The 14,557-nt window shown below is 69.7% G+C and carries 13 protein-coding genes; 10 read left to right on the plus strand and 3 right to left on the minus strand.

Translation table 11 applies throughout. The features are described from left to right. The first annotated feature begins 1 nt into the window (after position 1). The 5 genes from pdxA to ACT53U_RS08390 all read left to right on the plus strand — a co-directional run bounded on the left by pdxA (position 2) and on the right by ACT53U_RS08390 (position 5,656). Positions 2–1,030 (plus strand): 4-hydroxythreonine-4-phosphate dehydrogenase PdxA, encoded by a 1,029-nt coding sequence (pdxA, locus tag ACT53U_RS08370; RefSeq protein WP_476155035.1) that lies wholly within the window; start codon positions 2–4, stop codon positions 1,028–1,030. A gap of 12 nt (positions 1,031–1,042) precedes the next feature. Further along, positions 1,043–2,173 (plus strand): iron-containing alcohol dehydrogenase, encoded by a 1,131-nt coding sequence (locus tag ACT53U_RS08375; protein ID WP_476154087.1) that lies wholly within the window; start codon positions 1,043–1,045, stop codon positions 2,171–2,173. A 78-nt stretch (positions 2,174–2,251) separates the two neighbouring features. After that, a complete protein-coding gene (locus ACT53U_RS08380; RefSeq protein ID WP_476154089.1) occupies positions 2,252–3,142 on the plus strand; it encodes a dihydrodipicolinate synthase family protein in 891 nt (296 codons plus the stop codon). A 155-nt stretch (positions 3,143–3,297) separates the two neighbouring features. Continuing rightward, positions 3,298–4,602: an MFS transporter gene (locus ACT53U_RS08385; RefSeq protein ID WP_476154092.1), complete on the plus strand. Its 1,305-nt coding sequence runs from the start codon at positions 3,298–3,300 to the stop codon at positions 4,600–4,602. Positions 4,603–4,687: 85 nt separating this feature from the next. Beyond that, complete coding sequence (locus tag ACT53U_RS08390) at positions 4,688–5,656, plus strand: hydroxyacid dehydrogenase (protein ID WP_476154094.1); 969 nt, start codon at positions 4,688–4,690, stop codon at positions 5,654–5,656. Positions 5,657–5,759: 103 nt separating this feature from the next. Here the strand turns inward: ACT53U_RS08390 and ACT53U_RS08395 are convergent, their stop codons facing one another. Continuing rightward, entirely contained in the window at positions 5,760–6,182 is a 423-nt protein-coding gene (locus ACT53U_RS08395; protein WP_476154096.1) for an energy transducer TonB, read from the minus strand. Between the two features lie 624 nt (positions 6,183–6,806). Next, positions 6,807–7,538, minus strand: a complete 732-nt coding sequence (locus ACT53U_RS08400; RefSeq protein ID WP_476154097.1) for a hypothetical protein — start codon at positions 7,536–7,538, stop codon at positions 6,807–6,809. A gap of 218 nt (positions 7,539–7,756) precedes the next feature. On the opposite strand from ACT53U_RS08400, the gene ACT53U_RS08405 reads away from it, so the two are divergent. The 4 genes from ACT53U_RS08405 (at position 7,757) to ACT53U_RS08420 (ending at position 12,934) form a co-directional block, all read left to right on the plus strand. Continuing rightward, positions 7,757–8,869, plus strand: a complete 1,113-nt coding sequence (locus ACT53U_RS08405; RefSeq protein ID WP_476154098.1) for a FecCD family ABC transporter permease — start codon at positions 7,757–7,759, stop codon at positions 8,867–8,869. 62 nt (positions 8,870–8,931) lie between these two features. After that, positions 8,932–9,669 carry an ABC transporter ATP-binding protein gene (locus tag ACT53U_RS08410; RefSeq protein ID WP_476154100.1) on the plus strand — a complete coding sequence of 246 codons (738 nt, stop codon included), beginning with the start codon at positions 8,932–8,934 and terminating at the stop codon, positions 9,667–9,669. Positions 9,670–9,829: 160 nt separating this feature from the next. Beyond that, on the plus strand, positions 9,830–11,905 hold the full coding sequence (locus ACT53U_RS08415) for a TonB-dependent receptor plug domain-containing protein (protein ID WP_476154101.1): 2,076 nt from the start codon (positions 9,830–9,832) through the stop codon (positions 11,903–11,905). A gap of 123 nt (positions 11,906–12,028) precedes the next feature. After that, positions 12,029–12,934 (plus strand): ABC transporter substrate-binding protein, encoded by a 906-nt coding sequence (locus ACT53U_RS08420; RefSeq protein ID WP_476154103.1) that lies wholly within the window; start codon positions 12,029–12,031, stop codon positions 12,932–12,934. A gap of 45 nt (positions 12,935–12,979) precedes the next feature. On the opposite strand, the gene ACT53U_RS08425 is transcribed toward ACT53U_RS08420, so the two are convergent. Continuing rightward, positions 12,980–14,023: an SDR family oxidoreductase gene (locus ACT53U_RS08425; RefSeq protein WP_476154105.1), complete on the minus strand. Its 1,044-nt coding sequence runs from the start codon at positions 14,021–14,023 to the stop codon at positions 12,980–12,982. Positions 14,024–14,094: 71 nt separating this feature from the next. Here ACT53U_RS08425 and ACT53U_RS08430 point away from each other — a divergent pair, with 71 nt between their 5' ends. After that, complete coding sequence (locus ACT53U_RS08430; RefSeq protein WP_476154107.1) at positions 14,095–14,526, plus strand: MerR family transcriptional regulator; 432 nt, start codon at positions 14,095–14,097, stop codon at positions 14,524–14,526. The last annotated feature ends 31 nt before the right edge of the window (positions 14,527–14,557 follow it).

Here is a 14,557-nt window from a genome sequence, read left to right on the forward strand (position 1 = left end):
CATGATACCCCAACTCGCCATCACCATGGGCGACCCGGCCGGCGTCGGTCCGGAGATCATCGTCAAGGCCTGCAAGGCGCTGAAGCCGCGCATCGATGCGGGCGCGCTGCGCCTGCTGATCATCGGCTCCAACGCCGCGCTGGAAGAAGCCCGCCGCGCCTTCGCCCCCGATCTCGCCATCCCCGGCGTCGAGGAGGCCGGCGACTGGCCGGCGCTCGCCGCCCTCCAGGCCTGCGACGAGGGCGCGCCGATCCTGCCCGGCGTTCTGTCGACCGACGGCGGCCGCTTCGCCTATCACGCGGTCGAGGTCGGCGTGCGCCTGGCGCTCGCCGGTCGCATCCACGGCATCGTCACCGCGCCGCTCAACAAGGAGGCGCTGAACAAGGCCGGATTCCACTTCGCCGGCCACACCGACATGCTGGCCCATCTCACCGGCGCCAAGGGCTCGGTGATGATGCTTGCCCACGGCGGCATGCGCGTCAGCCACGTCACCACCCACATCGCGCTCGCCGACGTGCCGAAGAAGCTGACGAAGGAGCGCCTGCGCTACGTCCTCGACCTGACCGAGGAGACGCTCGCCGGTCTCGGCCTCGAGCGTCGCCGCATCGCCGTGGCGGCGCTGAACCCGCATGCCGGCGAGGGCGGCCTGTTCGGCCGCGAGGACATCGAGGTGTCGACCCCGGTGATCGCCGAATGCGTCGCCGCCGGCCGCGACGTCGTCGGCCCGGTGCCGGGCGACACCGTCTTCGTCAAGCTGCACGCCGGTCAGTACGACGCGGTCGTCGCCATGTATCACGACCAGGGCCACATCCCGGTGAAGCTGCTCGGCTTCAACGTCGACCCGAAGACCGGAACGTGGGAATCGCTCTCCGGCGTCAACATCACGCTCGGCCTGCCGATCATCCGCACCTCGGTCGATCACGGCACCGCCTTCGACATCGCCGGCAAGGGGATCGCCAACGAGCTGAGCTTGCTCGAGGCGATCGACTATGCCGAGAAGCTCGCCGCCTCGCGCGTCGCCGCGGCCTGAGGGAGAATTTCGATGAATCCGCTTTCGACGCCCATCGACCTGCCGCAGCCCGGCCGCCTGATCTTCGGTTCGGCGACCGCGCCTCAGGTCGGCAGGCTCCTCGCCGAGCGCGGCCTGTCGCGCGTCCTCGTCGTCACCGACCCGTTCAACGCCACCCGCGTCGATCGTCTCGGCCTCGCGGTCGCCCCGACCGTCTGGGGCGACTTCGCCGGCGAACCGAACACCGCCGATCTCGCCCGTCTGCTCGCGGCCGCCGAGGCGGCCGACGCCGAGGTGGTGATCGGCTTCGGCGGTGGTTCGGCGATGGATCTCGCCAAGCTCGCCGCCGTCCTGCCGGGCAGCGGCCAGCGCTTCGCCGAGGTGATCGGCCCGGACAAGGTGGCCCGCAAGGGCGCCTATCTGGTGCAGGTGCCGACGACCGCCGGCACCGGCTCGGAGGCCGGCATCCGGGCGCTGGTCACCGACGAGGCGACGTCTGCCAAATGCGCGGTGCAGAGCATCCATCTCTTGGCCGATCTCGCCGTGGTCGATCCCGACCTGGCGCTCGGCATGCCGCGGGCGATCACGGTCGCGACCGGTGTCGATGCGCTGGCGCACTGCGTCGAGGCCTTCACCAACCGCAAGGCCCATCCGCTGATCGACACCTACGCCCTCGACGGCATCCGCCTCGTCGGCCGCTGGCTCGCCCGCGCCGCCGCCGACGGCGACGACCGCGAGGCCCGTGCCGGCATGGCGCTCGCCTCGCTGTGGGGCGGCTACTGCCTCGGCCCGGTCAACACCGCCGCCGGTCACGCCGTCGCCTATCCGCTCGGCTCGCGCTTCCACGTGCCGCACGGCGCCGCCAACGCGCTGATCTTCCCGCATGTCCTCGCCTTCAACGCGCCCGCTGTGCCGGAACGCACCGCGATCGTGCTCGAGGCGCTGGGTCTGCCGGCTTCCTCCGATCCGGTCGCCGTGTTCGACGCCGCCCATCGCTGGTGCGTCGACCTCGGCTGCGAGATGCGCCTCTCCGCCCACGGGGTCGGAGAAGCCGACATGGCGATCATGGCGAAGGAGGCCCACGCCATCCGCCGCCTGCTCGACAACAACCCGCGCGACCTGTCGGAAGCCGACATCCTCGCGATCTATCGCGCCGCGGCCTGACCGCGACGCCGTCCTCTTCCCACGCAGGCCACGGGGCAATGACGCCTCGTGGCACTCAACCCAGATGGGGAACTTCCCATGGCCAAGATCACCGGACCCTTCGTCGCCATCGTCACGCCCTTCGATGCGAACGAAGAACTGAACCTCGCAGCCCTCGCCCGTCAGGTGAAGCGCCAGGCGGGCGCCGGCAACGGCATCTTCTGCGCCGGCACCAACGGCGAGTTCTACACGCTGTCCTTCGACGAGAAGGTCGCCGTGGCGAAGACCTGCGTCGAGGCGGCCGCCGGCAAGGTCCCGGTCCTCGCCCATATCGGTGAGATCTCGACCCATCAGACCATCGCGCTCGGCAAGGCGATCGAGACGCTCGGCGTCAAGGCGGTGTCGGTCGTGACCCCGTCCTTCATCGCCTGCTCGCAGGAGGAGCTGATCGTCTACTACACCCGCGTCGCCGACGCGCTCTCGGTACCGGTCTACCTCTACAACATCCCGGCCCGCACCGGGAACAAGATCGAGCCGGCGACCGCCGCCATCCTCGCCGATCATCCCAACATCATCGGCATCAAGGACAGCGCCGGTTCGCAGGAGAGCCTCGACGGCTTCCTCGAGATCGCCCGGGCCCGCGACGACTTCGACGTCCTCGTCGGCCCCGACCATCTCATCCTGCACGGACTGAAGAACGGTGCGGCCGGCTGCATCTCCGGTCTCGGCAACATCGCCCCGGTGACGCTGAACAAGATCCACGCCTCGCACGTCGCCGGCGATGCCGCCGCCGCCGAGGCTGCCCAGACGCATTACGGCGAGCTGCGCAAGGCGCTCTATGCCCACGGCTTCCCGCCGACCATGGTGAAGCGCGCGCTCTACCTCGCGATGCCGGACGTGGGCAAGAGCCGCGGCCCGGCGCTCGTCTCCGATGAGGTCAACGACAAGGTCGCGGTCGTGTCGAAGACCTTCGCCGAAGCCACGGCGTGAGATCGGGTGGGCGTCCGTCGGACGCCCCTCCACCGGCAGGGGTCGCGAGGCCCCTGTCTCGGCGGGGCTTCCCGCCCCGGACTATCGGTCGATCGGCGGCGGGGGCGCGGCCGGGGCCATCAGAGCGACGCGAAGTCGCCTCAGGGAGAGAAGACATGTCCACCATCACCGATGCCGCGGCCGTGACCGCGGCGCCTCGGAGCAACGTCCGCTGGATCATCGCCGGCCTGATGTGGCTCGCCATCGCGATCAACTACGTCGATCGCACCGTGCTTTCGGCCGCCGCTCCCTTCCTGCAGAAGGAACTCGACATTCCCGTCGCCGAGATGGGTCTGATCATGTCGGCCTTCTTCTGGTCCTACGCCATGCTGCAGATCCCGGCCGGCTGGTTCGCGGACCGCTTCGGTCAGAAGATCGGCCTCGGCGCCTCGGTGCTGTGGTGGTCGGTCGCGACCTCGGCGACCGGTCTCGCCACAGGCTTCCTTTCGCTCTTCGGTCTGCGCGTCGCCCTCGGCGTCGGCGAGGCCGGTGCCTATCCCTCGAACGCCGGCATCGCCTCGAAGTGGTTCCCCGACAGGGAGCGCGCCACGGTCTCCGGCCTCTTCGACAGCGCCTCGAAGTTCGGTGGTGCCGTCGCCATGCCGCTGATCGTCTGGATGATCGCGATGATGGGCTGGCGCATGACCTTCGTCGCGATCGGTCTCGTCGGCGTGGTCTGGGCGATCGTGTGGTGGTGGTACTTCTCCGACACCCCGGAGAGCCATGACGGCGCCAACGCGGCCGAAGTCGCCTACATCCGCGACGGTCAGGTGCGCAAGCACGGTACCGACGCCGAGATGCCGATGCGCTGGTACGAGCTGCTGCGCTATCGCAACATCTGGGCGATGTGCCTCGGCTTCTTCACCATCAACTACATCTCGTATTTCTTCATCACCTGGCTGCCGACCTATCTGGTCAAGGAACAGGGGATGGGCATGCTGAAGATGGGCTTCGTCGCCTCACTGCCGCTGATCTCCGGCCTCGTCGCCGAGATCCTCGCCGGCTTCCTGTCCGACCGCGTCGTGCGCTCCGGCCGTTTCAGCCTGACGACCACCCGCAAGATCTTCCTCGTCACCGGTCTGACCATGGCGCTGTGCATCGGTCTGGCGCCGCTCGCCAAGTCGGTGGTCTTCACCGTGGCGCTGCTCTGCATCGCCAAGGCCGGCACCACGGTCGCCGCGTCGCAGGTCTGGGCGCTGCCCGGCGACGTCGCACCGAAGAACATGACCGGCACCGTCGCCGGCCTGCAGAACATGGTGTCGAACTTCGGCGGCGTGATCGGCCCGATCGTCACCGGCTTCATCGTCGCCGCGACCGGTTCCTTCACCGCCGCGCTGCTCTTCTCCGCCTTCCTCGGCGTGCTGGGCATCCTCAACTACCTGTTCCTGCTGGGCCGCGTCGAGCCGATCCAGTCCGTGTGAACCGAACCCTGCCGGCGCGCCGTGACGGTGCGCCGGCCTCATCCCGGCCCATCGGCACGCCGGTCGGCCTCGACGGAGCCTCGTCATGTCCTTCACCGTCATCAGCCTGGGCGGCCCGGTCGCCGCCGAAGGCGAAGAAATCTTCCGCGCCGCCGGCGTCACCTCGCTCGCCACCGGCCCCTATCCCGCCAAGACCGACCTTCTGGCGCTGCTCGCCGAGAAGAAACCCGATGCCCTGGTCGTCCGCCTCGTCGAGCGCGTCGACGCCGACATCATGAAGGCTTCGCCGAACCTGAAGGTCGTCGCCAAGCACGGCGCCGGCACCAACGACATCGACGTCGCAGCGGCCGCCGCGCTGGGCATCCCGGTCCTCGCCGCCGTCGGCGCCAATGCCCATTCGGTTGCCGAACACGCCCTCGCGCTGCTCCTGGCGCTCGCCAAGGACCTGCGCAACCAGGACGCCTTCGTGCGCGGCGGCGGCTGGGAGAAGAAGGTCTATCGCGGCCACGAACTGCGCGGCCGCACCCTCGGCCTCGTCGGCATCGGTGCCATCGGCCGTGCCTTCGCCGCCATGGTCGAGCCGCTCGGCATGAAGACGATCGCCTACGATCCCTTCGCCCCCGGCGACGCCTTCGGCCCGCACGCGACCCGCGTCGACGAGCTCGACGCCCTGCTCTGCACGGCCGACGTCGTCTCGCTCCACTGTCCGCTGACGCCCGCGACCGAGAAGCTGATCGACGCCCGCGCCCTCGGGCTGATGAAGAAGACCGCGGTGCTGATCAACACGGCGCGCGGCGAGGTCGTCGACGAGCCGGCGCTGGCCGAGGCCCTGACCTCCGGCACCATCGCCGCCGCCGGTCTCGACAGCTTCGCGCCGGAGCCGCCGGCCGCCGACAACCCGCTGTGGGCTCTGCCCAACGTCATCGTCAGCCCGCATGTCGGCGGCGTCACCGAGGAGGCTCGCCGCGAGGTCTCGCTGATGACCTGCCGCAACGTGGTCGCCCTGCTGAAGGGCGAGGCCGTACCGCCGCGCTGCTTCGTCCGGCCGAAGTGAACGCCGATCGACGTCTCTCTTCGCGGATACGCGGAGGGAGACGTCGGCCTGCGGACGTCCGGTCGGGCGGCGGAACGATCCGACCGCTCGTCCGGAGGCGGAATCATCTCATCGAGAAGACCGCCGAATAGCGTCCCGAAAACGATCCTGCGGGTGGCGGCGGCAGGCGGGTCGCCGCCATCATGTCGTGGACGGCGGCGTCGAGCACGTCGTGTCCCGAGGACTGCGTGATCGTGTGGCTCGCGATCCGGCCGCCGGCGTCGACCCTGAAGGAGACGCCGACGGTCCCCTGGATGCGCTGCTTTCGAGCGGCCTCCGGATAGTGCTTGCGACGCGCGAGCTCGGCGACGACCAGGGCGGCGTAGGACGCCGCCGACGCGCGCGAGACCTCACCCTGCCCGTCCGAGGCGCCGGCGCGGGTCGCCGCTGTCGTCCGGTTGCCGCGCCCGTCGGCCGTCGCCGCGGCGACGGGCGATCGTGCATGGTCGCGTGCCGTCTCGTGTCGCGTGGCCGGGGCGTGCGCCACCCCGTCTCTCGCCCGACGCCGCGTCGAACCGTTCCGGCGGTCGGCCTGCGAAGCGGTCGATGCGGTGGTCGCCTCGCCCGTCGGGGACGGTCGTGCGACGGCGCTCGGCGATGCCGTCTCGGGCGACGGCGGCTCGATCGCGGGGGGAGGGTTCTCCGGCAGAGGCGGCGTCGGTTCGGCTGTGTCGGCCCGGTCGGTGCCCCGATCCGCTGCTGCGCGGTCGCGCATGTCGGTCTCGCCGCTCGCGGTGGGCGACGCGACCTCGGCGGCGACCGTGACGGGCGAATCGTCGTCCGCGCGAACGACCTCCACCGTGATCGATCGTGGTGCTTCGTCACCGCAGGGCAGGAGGACGTGCCAATCGGACAGGATCGCCAGGTGCACCGCGACGACGGAGGCGACGATCGGGACCCACCGCAGCGACGATCGTCTCGGCCTCGGGTCGCGCCCGAAGGCCGAGACGGCCTCGTCGACCGTCGGTTCGACGCCGAGCGGGTCCGGTGCGGTCCGAAGGGCAGCTCTCGTCATCGGCCACCTGATCCGGAGGCGGTCCGCGAAGACGATCGAGCCCGCGGCCGCCGTTCCACCACGTTGCGGGTCGCCCTCGACGGGCGACCCGGCGTGTCACTCGGCGACGTCGGCGTCGCGGGCGCGCTTGGCCGGGGCGACCCAGCGGTCGCCGTCCTTGGTCACGAACACGACCGGACGACCGCCCCACAGCCGCGGGCTCACCCAGCTGCCGGTGTGGATGTCGACGTCGGGTGCGAGAACGCTGGCATCGTGATCGAGCGGCACGGCGAGGATGCCCTGTTCGGCGAGCCGGCCGACGCTGACCGTCGAGGGCAACTCGCGGAGGCCGCCGAACTCGAGGAAGCGCCCGGACCAGCCGTAGACGGTCAGGCCGACGGCCGCCGCCGCGCCGATGATCCCGTCGTTGGTGCCGCCGTGACCGGAGAGGTGCACACCCGCGCCGGCCGCGGCGGCGATCGCCTCCGACTGCGTACAGATGTCGCGCGTGCACTTCAGGGCGAAGTCGATCAAGCCGGCGAAATCGGCGTCCTCACGGGCGACGCAGAGGCCCGGATCGCTGCCGACGCTCGAAAGAGCCTCGAGGTGCCGGGCCGCCGTCTCGACCAGTTCGGGAAGCCGATCCGGGTCGTCGATCTCGACGACCGAGCAGGCCGGACTGTTGTGCGAAGTATAGGGAATACGCGGATCGACCAGAAGCTGATGCCGCAACACGCCCCAGGGGCGGACGCCGGCCGGCAACTTCTTGTCGAACATCCGGACCAGCTTGCCGGTTCCGATTTCCGAGCCGAGGACATCCGTGTCGTCGAAGCCGAGAATTACCTTCATGGATCTCTCCTGACCGGGGCGCGATGGGCCTCGGGCGAGACATGTCACGCGGTCCGAGACCTGTCCATCCGGCGGAACCGCATGCTGCGCCGTCTTCCGACTGAAGGACGAGAGGTTGTCGATCGCCCGACGATCGCCGACAGTGCGCCCGATCTCGCCGCGCGTTCGGTCCCGTCCGTCATGCCCCGCCGCAGGAAACCCTCCGGGAGGAGCCGTCCTTGTCCGCCAGTCCCGAACGACCCGCCACCGCGGCGGAATCCGGCGATCCGGCGCCGTCGACCGAGCGCTCGCCGCGCGACGTGCTGCGCGCGGCGGCGCGTCGCTCGCGCCTCGCGCTCGTCGGCCTGCTCGTCTCGGGCCTGCTCGTCCTCGTGTTCGGCCTGACCATCGGCCCGATGAACCTCTCGCCGGCGGACGTGTTCGAGGCGATCCGGCTCCGGCTGACCGGCGCGGCGGCGACCGACGTGCGCGGCACCACGGCGGCCGTCGTGATCCTCGACATCCGCCTGCCGCGGATGATGGCGGCGGCGATCGTCGGCGCGGCGCTGTCGACGTCCGGCGCGGCGTTCCAGGCGGTCTTCGCCAATCCGCTCGTCTCGCCGGGCATCCTCGGCGTGCTCGCGGGTGCTGCCTTCGGCGCGGCTCTGGCGATCCTCAACGATCTCGCCTGGCCGATGGTGCAGGCCTCGTCCTTCGCCTTCGGCATCGCCGCCAGCGGCTTCGCCCTGCTGCTGGCGCGCGGCGTCGCCGGCAACGGCGTGTTGGCACTGGTCCTCGGCGGCATCGTCTCCGGCGCGCTGTTCACGGCGCTGGTCTCGCTGGTCAAGATGGTCGCCGATCCGACCAGCCAGCTCCCGGCCATCGTGTTCTGGCTGATGGGCAGCCTGAGCCACGTCACCGTCGGATCGCTGGCGATCGCCGCGCCCTTCATGCTGGCGGCGATCCTCGCGCTGGCGATGTACGGCCGCTCGCTCGATCTCCTCGCCATGGGCGACGAGGAGGCCGCGTCGCTGGGCCTCCGGGTGAAGCGGCTGCGGATCGTCGCCATCCTGCTCGCCACACTGGCGGGTTCGCTGTCGGTGTCGCTCGCCGGCATCGTCGGCTGGGTCGGCCTGATCGTCCCCCACGTCGCGCGCGGCCTCTTCGGCGCGACGAACCGGCGCGTCCTGCCGGCATCCGCCGCGCTGGGGGCGGTCTTCCTGATGGTGGTCGACACGATCTGCCGGAGCCTGCTGTCGGCCGAGATCCCCCTCGGCATCGCGACGGCGCTGATCGGCATTCCGTTTCTGGCGGTGCTGATGCGCTGGGGCGTCGGGCGAGGATGGCACTGATGACCGATCTGCCCCCCGCCCTCGCGACACGCGGCCTGACGCTCCGCCTCGGACGGCGAACCGTGGTCGAGGCCGTCGATCTCGACCTGCCCGCGGGCAGCCTCGCCGTGCTGCTCGGGGCCAACGGCGCCGGCAAGACCACGCTGCTCAAGGCCTGCGCCGGGCTGATGCCGGTGGAGGCCGGATCGATCGCCGTCGACGGCCTCCCCCTCGACGGGTTCTCCGACCGGATGCGGGCACGGCGCATCGCCTATCTCCCGCAGTCCCACCGGCCGGTCTTTCCCTTTCCCGCCCACGAGGTGGTTCTGATGGGGCGCTGGCCGCATTCCTCGCCGTTGCGGGGCTACGGCGAGGCGGATCGATCGGCCTCGTTCGACATGTTGCGGCTGGTCGGGGCCGAGGCTCTGGCCGACCGGCCCTACACCAAACTCAGCGGCGGCGAGCGACAGCTCGTCTTGATCGCCCGGGCGCTCGCGCAGGAAGCGCGGATCCTGATCCTCGACGAGCCGGAGACCGGCCTCGACGTCGGCCATCGCCAACGCCTGATGGATCTCCTGCGTCGTCTCGCCGACGACGGCCGCACGATCCTGCTGTCGTCGCACTTCCCCGACAACGCGCTGCGCTATGCCGACGCGACGATCCTGCTGGCGCGGAATCGGGTCCTCGCGGCCGGACAACCGTCGATTGTCATGACGCCGAAGAACCTTTGGGAACTCTACGGAGTCGAAGTGGTTCTGCCCGAATTCGAGGCAAAATGCCGCGACGGCCTGCGGGAAAACGGTGTGAATATTGTTCCTTAGGCCAATACCGCACGGATGGACCGACCCGACACGCACGGCTAGTTTTTGGCCGTTGTGTGGCGACGGACATGACTGTTCCAGTCCGTCGCCCGGGTGAAATCAGTCGCATCGCCTCGGGTCGGACGCCCGGCGATCGGCGTCGAGTGGCCGAGGGCAAGACATGATCAAGCTGATCGCGAGGCTGGCGACCGGAACGGCCGTCATCGCGCACGTGTCTTCGGCATGCGCGGCCGGCAAGGAGACCGTCTACGATCTCGGCGAGATCCACATCCTGGCGGCCGACGCCATCACCAGGACGTTCAACTCCTTCAGCGGCAGCGCGGTCTCCTCGAGCCAGATCGAGACCTTCACCGCCCTGACGCTCGACCGCGCCGTCAACCTGGCGCCCGGCGTCGTCTCGGCGCCGGACGGCGGCTCGCGCAACGAGCAGGAGATCTACGTCCACGGCTTCAACCGTTATCAGGTGCCGCTCTACGTCGACGGCATCCGCTCCTACTATCCCGCGAGCAATCAGCTCGCCTTCCCCTCGCTGCTCACCGACGACTACGCGGCGATCCAGATCGCCAAGGGCTACGTCTCCGTCCTCGACGGACCGGACGGGCTCGGCGGCGCGATCAATCTGGTGAGCAAGCGTCCGACGAAGGCCTTCGAGGCGGAAGCCCGCACGACGTTCCAGTTCGGCAACGGCGGCCGCTACGACGGCGCCCAGACCCATCTGCGCGTCGGGACGAAGCAGGAGAACTATTTCCTCCAGGCGAGCGGCACCTTCGCGAAGTTCGAGGGCTGGGAGCTGCCGGACTCCTACCGGCCGACGGCGACCGAGAACGGCGGGCGCCGCGACTGGTCGAAGTTCTGGAATGCCAACGGCACGGTGAAGGCCGGCTTCACCCCGAACGGCGGCGACGAATACGTCGTCAGCTATTCGATCCAGGGCCGCGACAAATACACCCCGCCGACCACGACCGGGATCTCGTCCAAGAACTACTCGTGGTCGGAATGGCGGACGCAGACGCTGTCCTTCTCGTCGCGGACGGCGATCGACGACGCCACCTACGTCAAGACGCAGGCCTTCATCCAGAGCTTCGACGAAGCCATGAGCGCCTACGAGGACGCGGCGCGGACGCTGCAGAAGACGGGTAAGAACTCCTTCAACACCTACGCCCACGACTGGGCTCCCGGCGGCGCCCTCGAGGTCGGTCACGACTTCGGGTCGAAGGACACGCTGAAGGGGTGGTTCCACTATCAGCGCAACAACCACGTCGAGTGGCGCGACCTCTTCGTCAACGCCTCCGGCACGACCTCGGGCTGCCGCAACAACGTCGTCTGCCTCACCGAACCCCACCAGGGCGCGGCGCAGGACCTCTACTCGCTGGCGCTCGAGAACACCTACCACCTGACGCCGTCCGTCGATCTCGTCCAGGGCATCGCCTACAACTGGCAGCACCAGATCAAGGCGCAGGACTATGTCGTCACCGGCGGCCGGTACAGGCTGATCGACTACGCGCTCAACGATCGCTCCAGCTTCGATTGGCAGGGCGCCGCGATCTGGCGCTATTCGGACACCGGCAAGGTCCACGCGGACATCTCGCATCGCTCGCGCTTCGCGACGCTCTGGGACCTCTACGGCAGCAAGTTCGGCTCCTCCGATCCCAACCCGACGCTGCGGCCCGAGCGCGCCACCTCGGTGCAGATCGGTTGGTCGAACGAGTTCGCGCCCAAGAGCCAGGTCTCGATCGACGTCTACTACTCGTCCGTCCAGGACATGATGCAGACGGTGGTCAATCCGGCGACCGGCAACAACTGGAACCAGAACGTCGGCGACGGCTATCGCGTCGGCGTCGATCTCGGCATCGACTACATGCTCCGCGAGGGTCTCGCGGTCGGCGGCAATCTCTCGCTCATCGACAATCACCTGACGGTGCCGTCGGATCCGAACATCAAGCCGACCGGCGTCCCCAACTACAAGGGCATGGTCTACGCCAGCTGGGTGCCGATGGAGAAGGTGACGCTGGTTCCGAGCGTCGAGTTCGCCGCCAATCGCTGGGATCAGGTCTCGTCGGCCTACGTCCAGACCGGCGCCTACACGCTGACGAACGTCATGGCCAAGTACGAGTTCTCGAAGAATCTGGAGATCGACGCCGCGGTCAACAACATCTTCGATCGGGAGTATGCGCTGACCAGCGGCAACATTTCGCCCGGACGCACCATCATGCTGAGCATGAAGGCGACCTTCTGACGGAAACGAACGCGACGCGGCGGGAGTGACGAGATGGTGCGCCTGAGGAGTGTCGTCGCGGCCGCCTGCGTGGCCCTGTCCATTGCGGGCGGCGGCCCGGCCTCCGCGCGCCAGGTGACGGACATGGCGGGCGCGACCGTCACCCTTCCCGACGGTCCGCTCCGCGTCGTCGGCTACAATCCGCCGATCTCCTATTTCGTCGCGGTCGTCGCGCCCGACGCGCTGGTGGCGCTCAACCGCGATCCGACCGCCGACGAGCGGCGCCACCTGTCCGAACGGCTCCTCGCCCTGCCGGTGATCGGCAGCTGGTTCGACCGGATGAACAAGGAGGCGCTGGTCGCGCTGCGCCCCGACGTGGTGCTGATCGAGCCCAAGGGATCGGTCGCCAAGCAGGCCGAGAGCGAACTGGCGACGCTCGGCATCGCCGCCGCCCACGTCCGCTACGACCGGCTCGACGACATCGCGCCGCTCTTCCGCTTCCTCGGCCGCCTGACCGACCGCACCGAACGCGGCGAGGCGCTCGCCACCTGGGCCGAGAGCCGATTGACTGCGATCGACGCCCGCGTCGCGGCCATTCCGCACGAGCACCGGCCCCGGGTCTACTATGCCCAGGGCTCGGACGGCCTCGAGACGGTCTGCGCCGAAGGCACACAGCTCGAGGTGACGGTGCGCGCCGGCGGCGTCCCGGTGGTTCCCTGCGGCGTCGGTCCGGGACGCAAGGGGCGGCGCGCGATCGCGCTCGACGAGGTCATCGCCCTGCAACCCGACGTGATCTTCGCGACCGACAAGGCCTTCGCCGAGTCCGTCCGCTCCGACCCGCGCTGGCAGGTGGTCAAGGCGGTCGCCGAGGGTCGCGTCCACGTCGCACCGGTCGACATGGGCGGCTGGATCGACAAGCCGCCGCTCTTCACCCGCCTGCTCGGCCTGACCTGGGTCCACGCGGTCCTCTATCAGACGCCCGACCAGGGCGCCGCGGAGATCGCCGCCGCCAGGACCGAGTTCTTCCGCCTGTTCTTCGGCGAGCCGTGACGGGAGCCCGGGAGGGGAGGGCGAAGTGCTCCGCGCCGCCGTCGCTCACCCCGGAAGAAGGCCTCGGGTGCGGAACCAGGCGACCGCGTCGTGCAGCGTCTCCTCGATCGGACGGAAGCGCAGGCCGAGTTCGCGTTCGCTCTTGGTGGGATCGTAGCGCGAGCGATCGTTCTCGGTGGCGATCGCGCGTGCCGTCGCCCAACTCAGCAGCACGGGGCGTCTGGTGAGCCGTGCCCGGAGCTCGTAGCCGGCGGCCAGGAGGTGGATCAGCCACGACGGGACGCGACGACGCGGCGGATTCACACCCGCCGCGCGCGCGATCAACGGCAGGAGGTCGGCCATCGTCATGTGACGCCCGGCCGCCAGATAGCGTTCGCCCCGCCGTCCCCGTTCGGCCGCCAGGATCATCGCCCGTGCGACGTCGCGCGCGTCGACCACCGAGAAGGAGCCGGGCGGCACCCCCGGCAACCGTCCGAGCGCCGTGTCGATCACCGTCTGCCCCGCCGCGGTCGGTCCGCCGTCGCCCGGCCCGTGCATCCAGCCGGGCAGCACCATGGCCGCCCAGAAGTCCGGATGCCGGTCGAGAAAGGCGAGCACGACGCGATCCGACAGGATCTTGCTGCGGTAGTAGTCGTCGGCGTCGCGCTCGTCCCTGAGCATGGTCTCGTCGATGACGGCGCCGCGCGGGCCGCGGAGCACGGCGATCGAACTGGCGTGGACGAAGCGCCGAACGCCGGCGTCGTGGGCATGCTCGAGCAGACGGCGCGTGCCCTCGACATTGGTCGCCAGCAGCGCCTCGCGATGCCGGCCGCCCTTGTAGGAATCGCGGAAATAGGCGGCGGTGTGGAACACCGTGTCGACGCCTGCGAGTGCCGTCGCGAAGCCCGCGACGTCGAGCATGTCGCCGCGCACGACGTCCACGTCGAGCCCGTCGAACTGCCGCCGCGCCTTGTCGGGAGAGCGCACCAGCGCCCGCACCCGCCAGCCGGCGGCGATCGGCTCGCGCACGAGATTGCTGCCGAGGAGCCCGGTCGCGCCCGTCACGAAGGCGAGGGGGGCCTGGGTCCGATGGTCTGCCGTGTCCGTCATGATCGCGCTCCACAATCGAGGGAGCCGGATCTATACGGCTGGACCATGGTCCATGGTCAAGGAGCCCGTCGATGTTGATCGGAGCGTTCGCGCGTCGCACCGGCCTCAGCCCGGATACGGTCCGCTTCTATGTCCGAAAAGGCCTCCTGGCACCGCGAACCGGTGCGCGGGGCGGCCGCAATCCCTACCAGATCTTCGACGAGCAGGACGTCTCCACCGCCGTGATGATCCGGTTCGCACAGTCGATCGGCATGCCGCTCAAGGAGATCGCGGCGATCGCCGGCGAACTCCGTCGCGACGGGTTGTCGCCCGAGCGCGAACTCGAGATCATCGACACGCAGATCGCCGGGCTCGAACGGAAGGCGGCCGATCTGGCGAGAATGCTCGACTATCTGCGCGTCAAGCGTGACTGGATGGCGCGCGGCAAGTCCGCCGACGAACCCCGGTTCGCCGACGACGAGCCCTGTCTCACGGCGATCGCGGCATCGCCCCGCGAGGCCTGAGCCGGTCGTTCGCCGTCGATCCGGCGCCGGC

This window comes from Pinisolibacter sp. DMC19 (genome assembly GCF_056313985.1).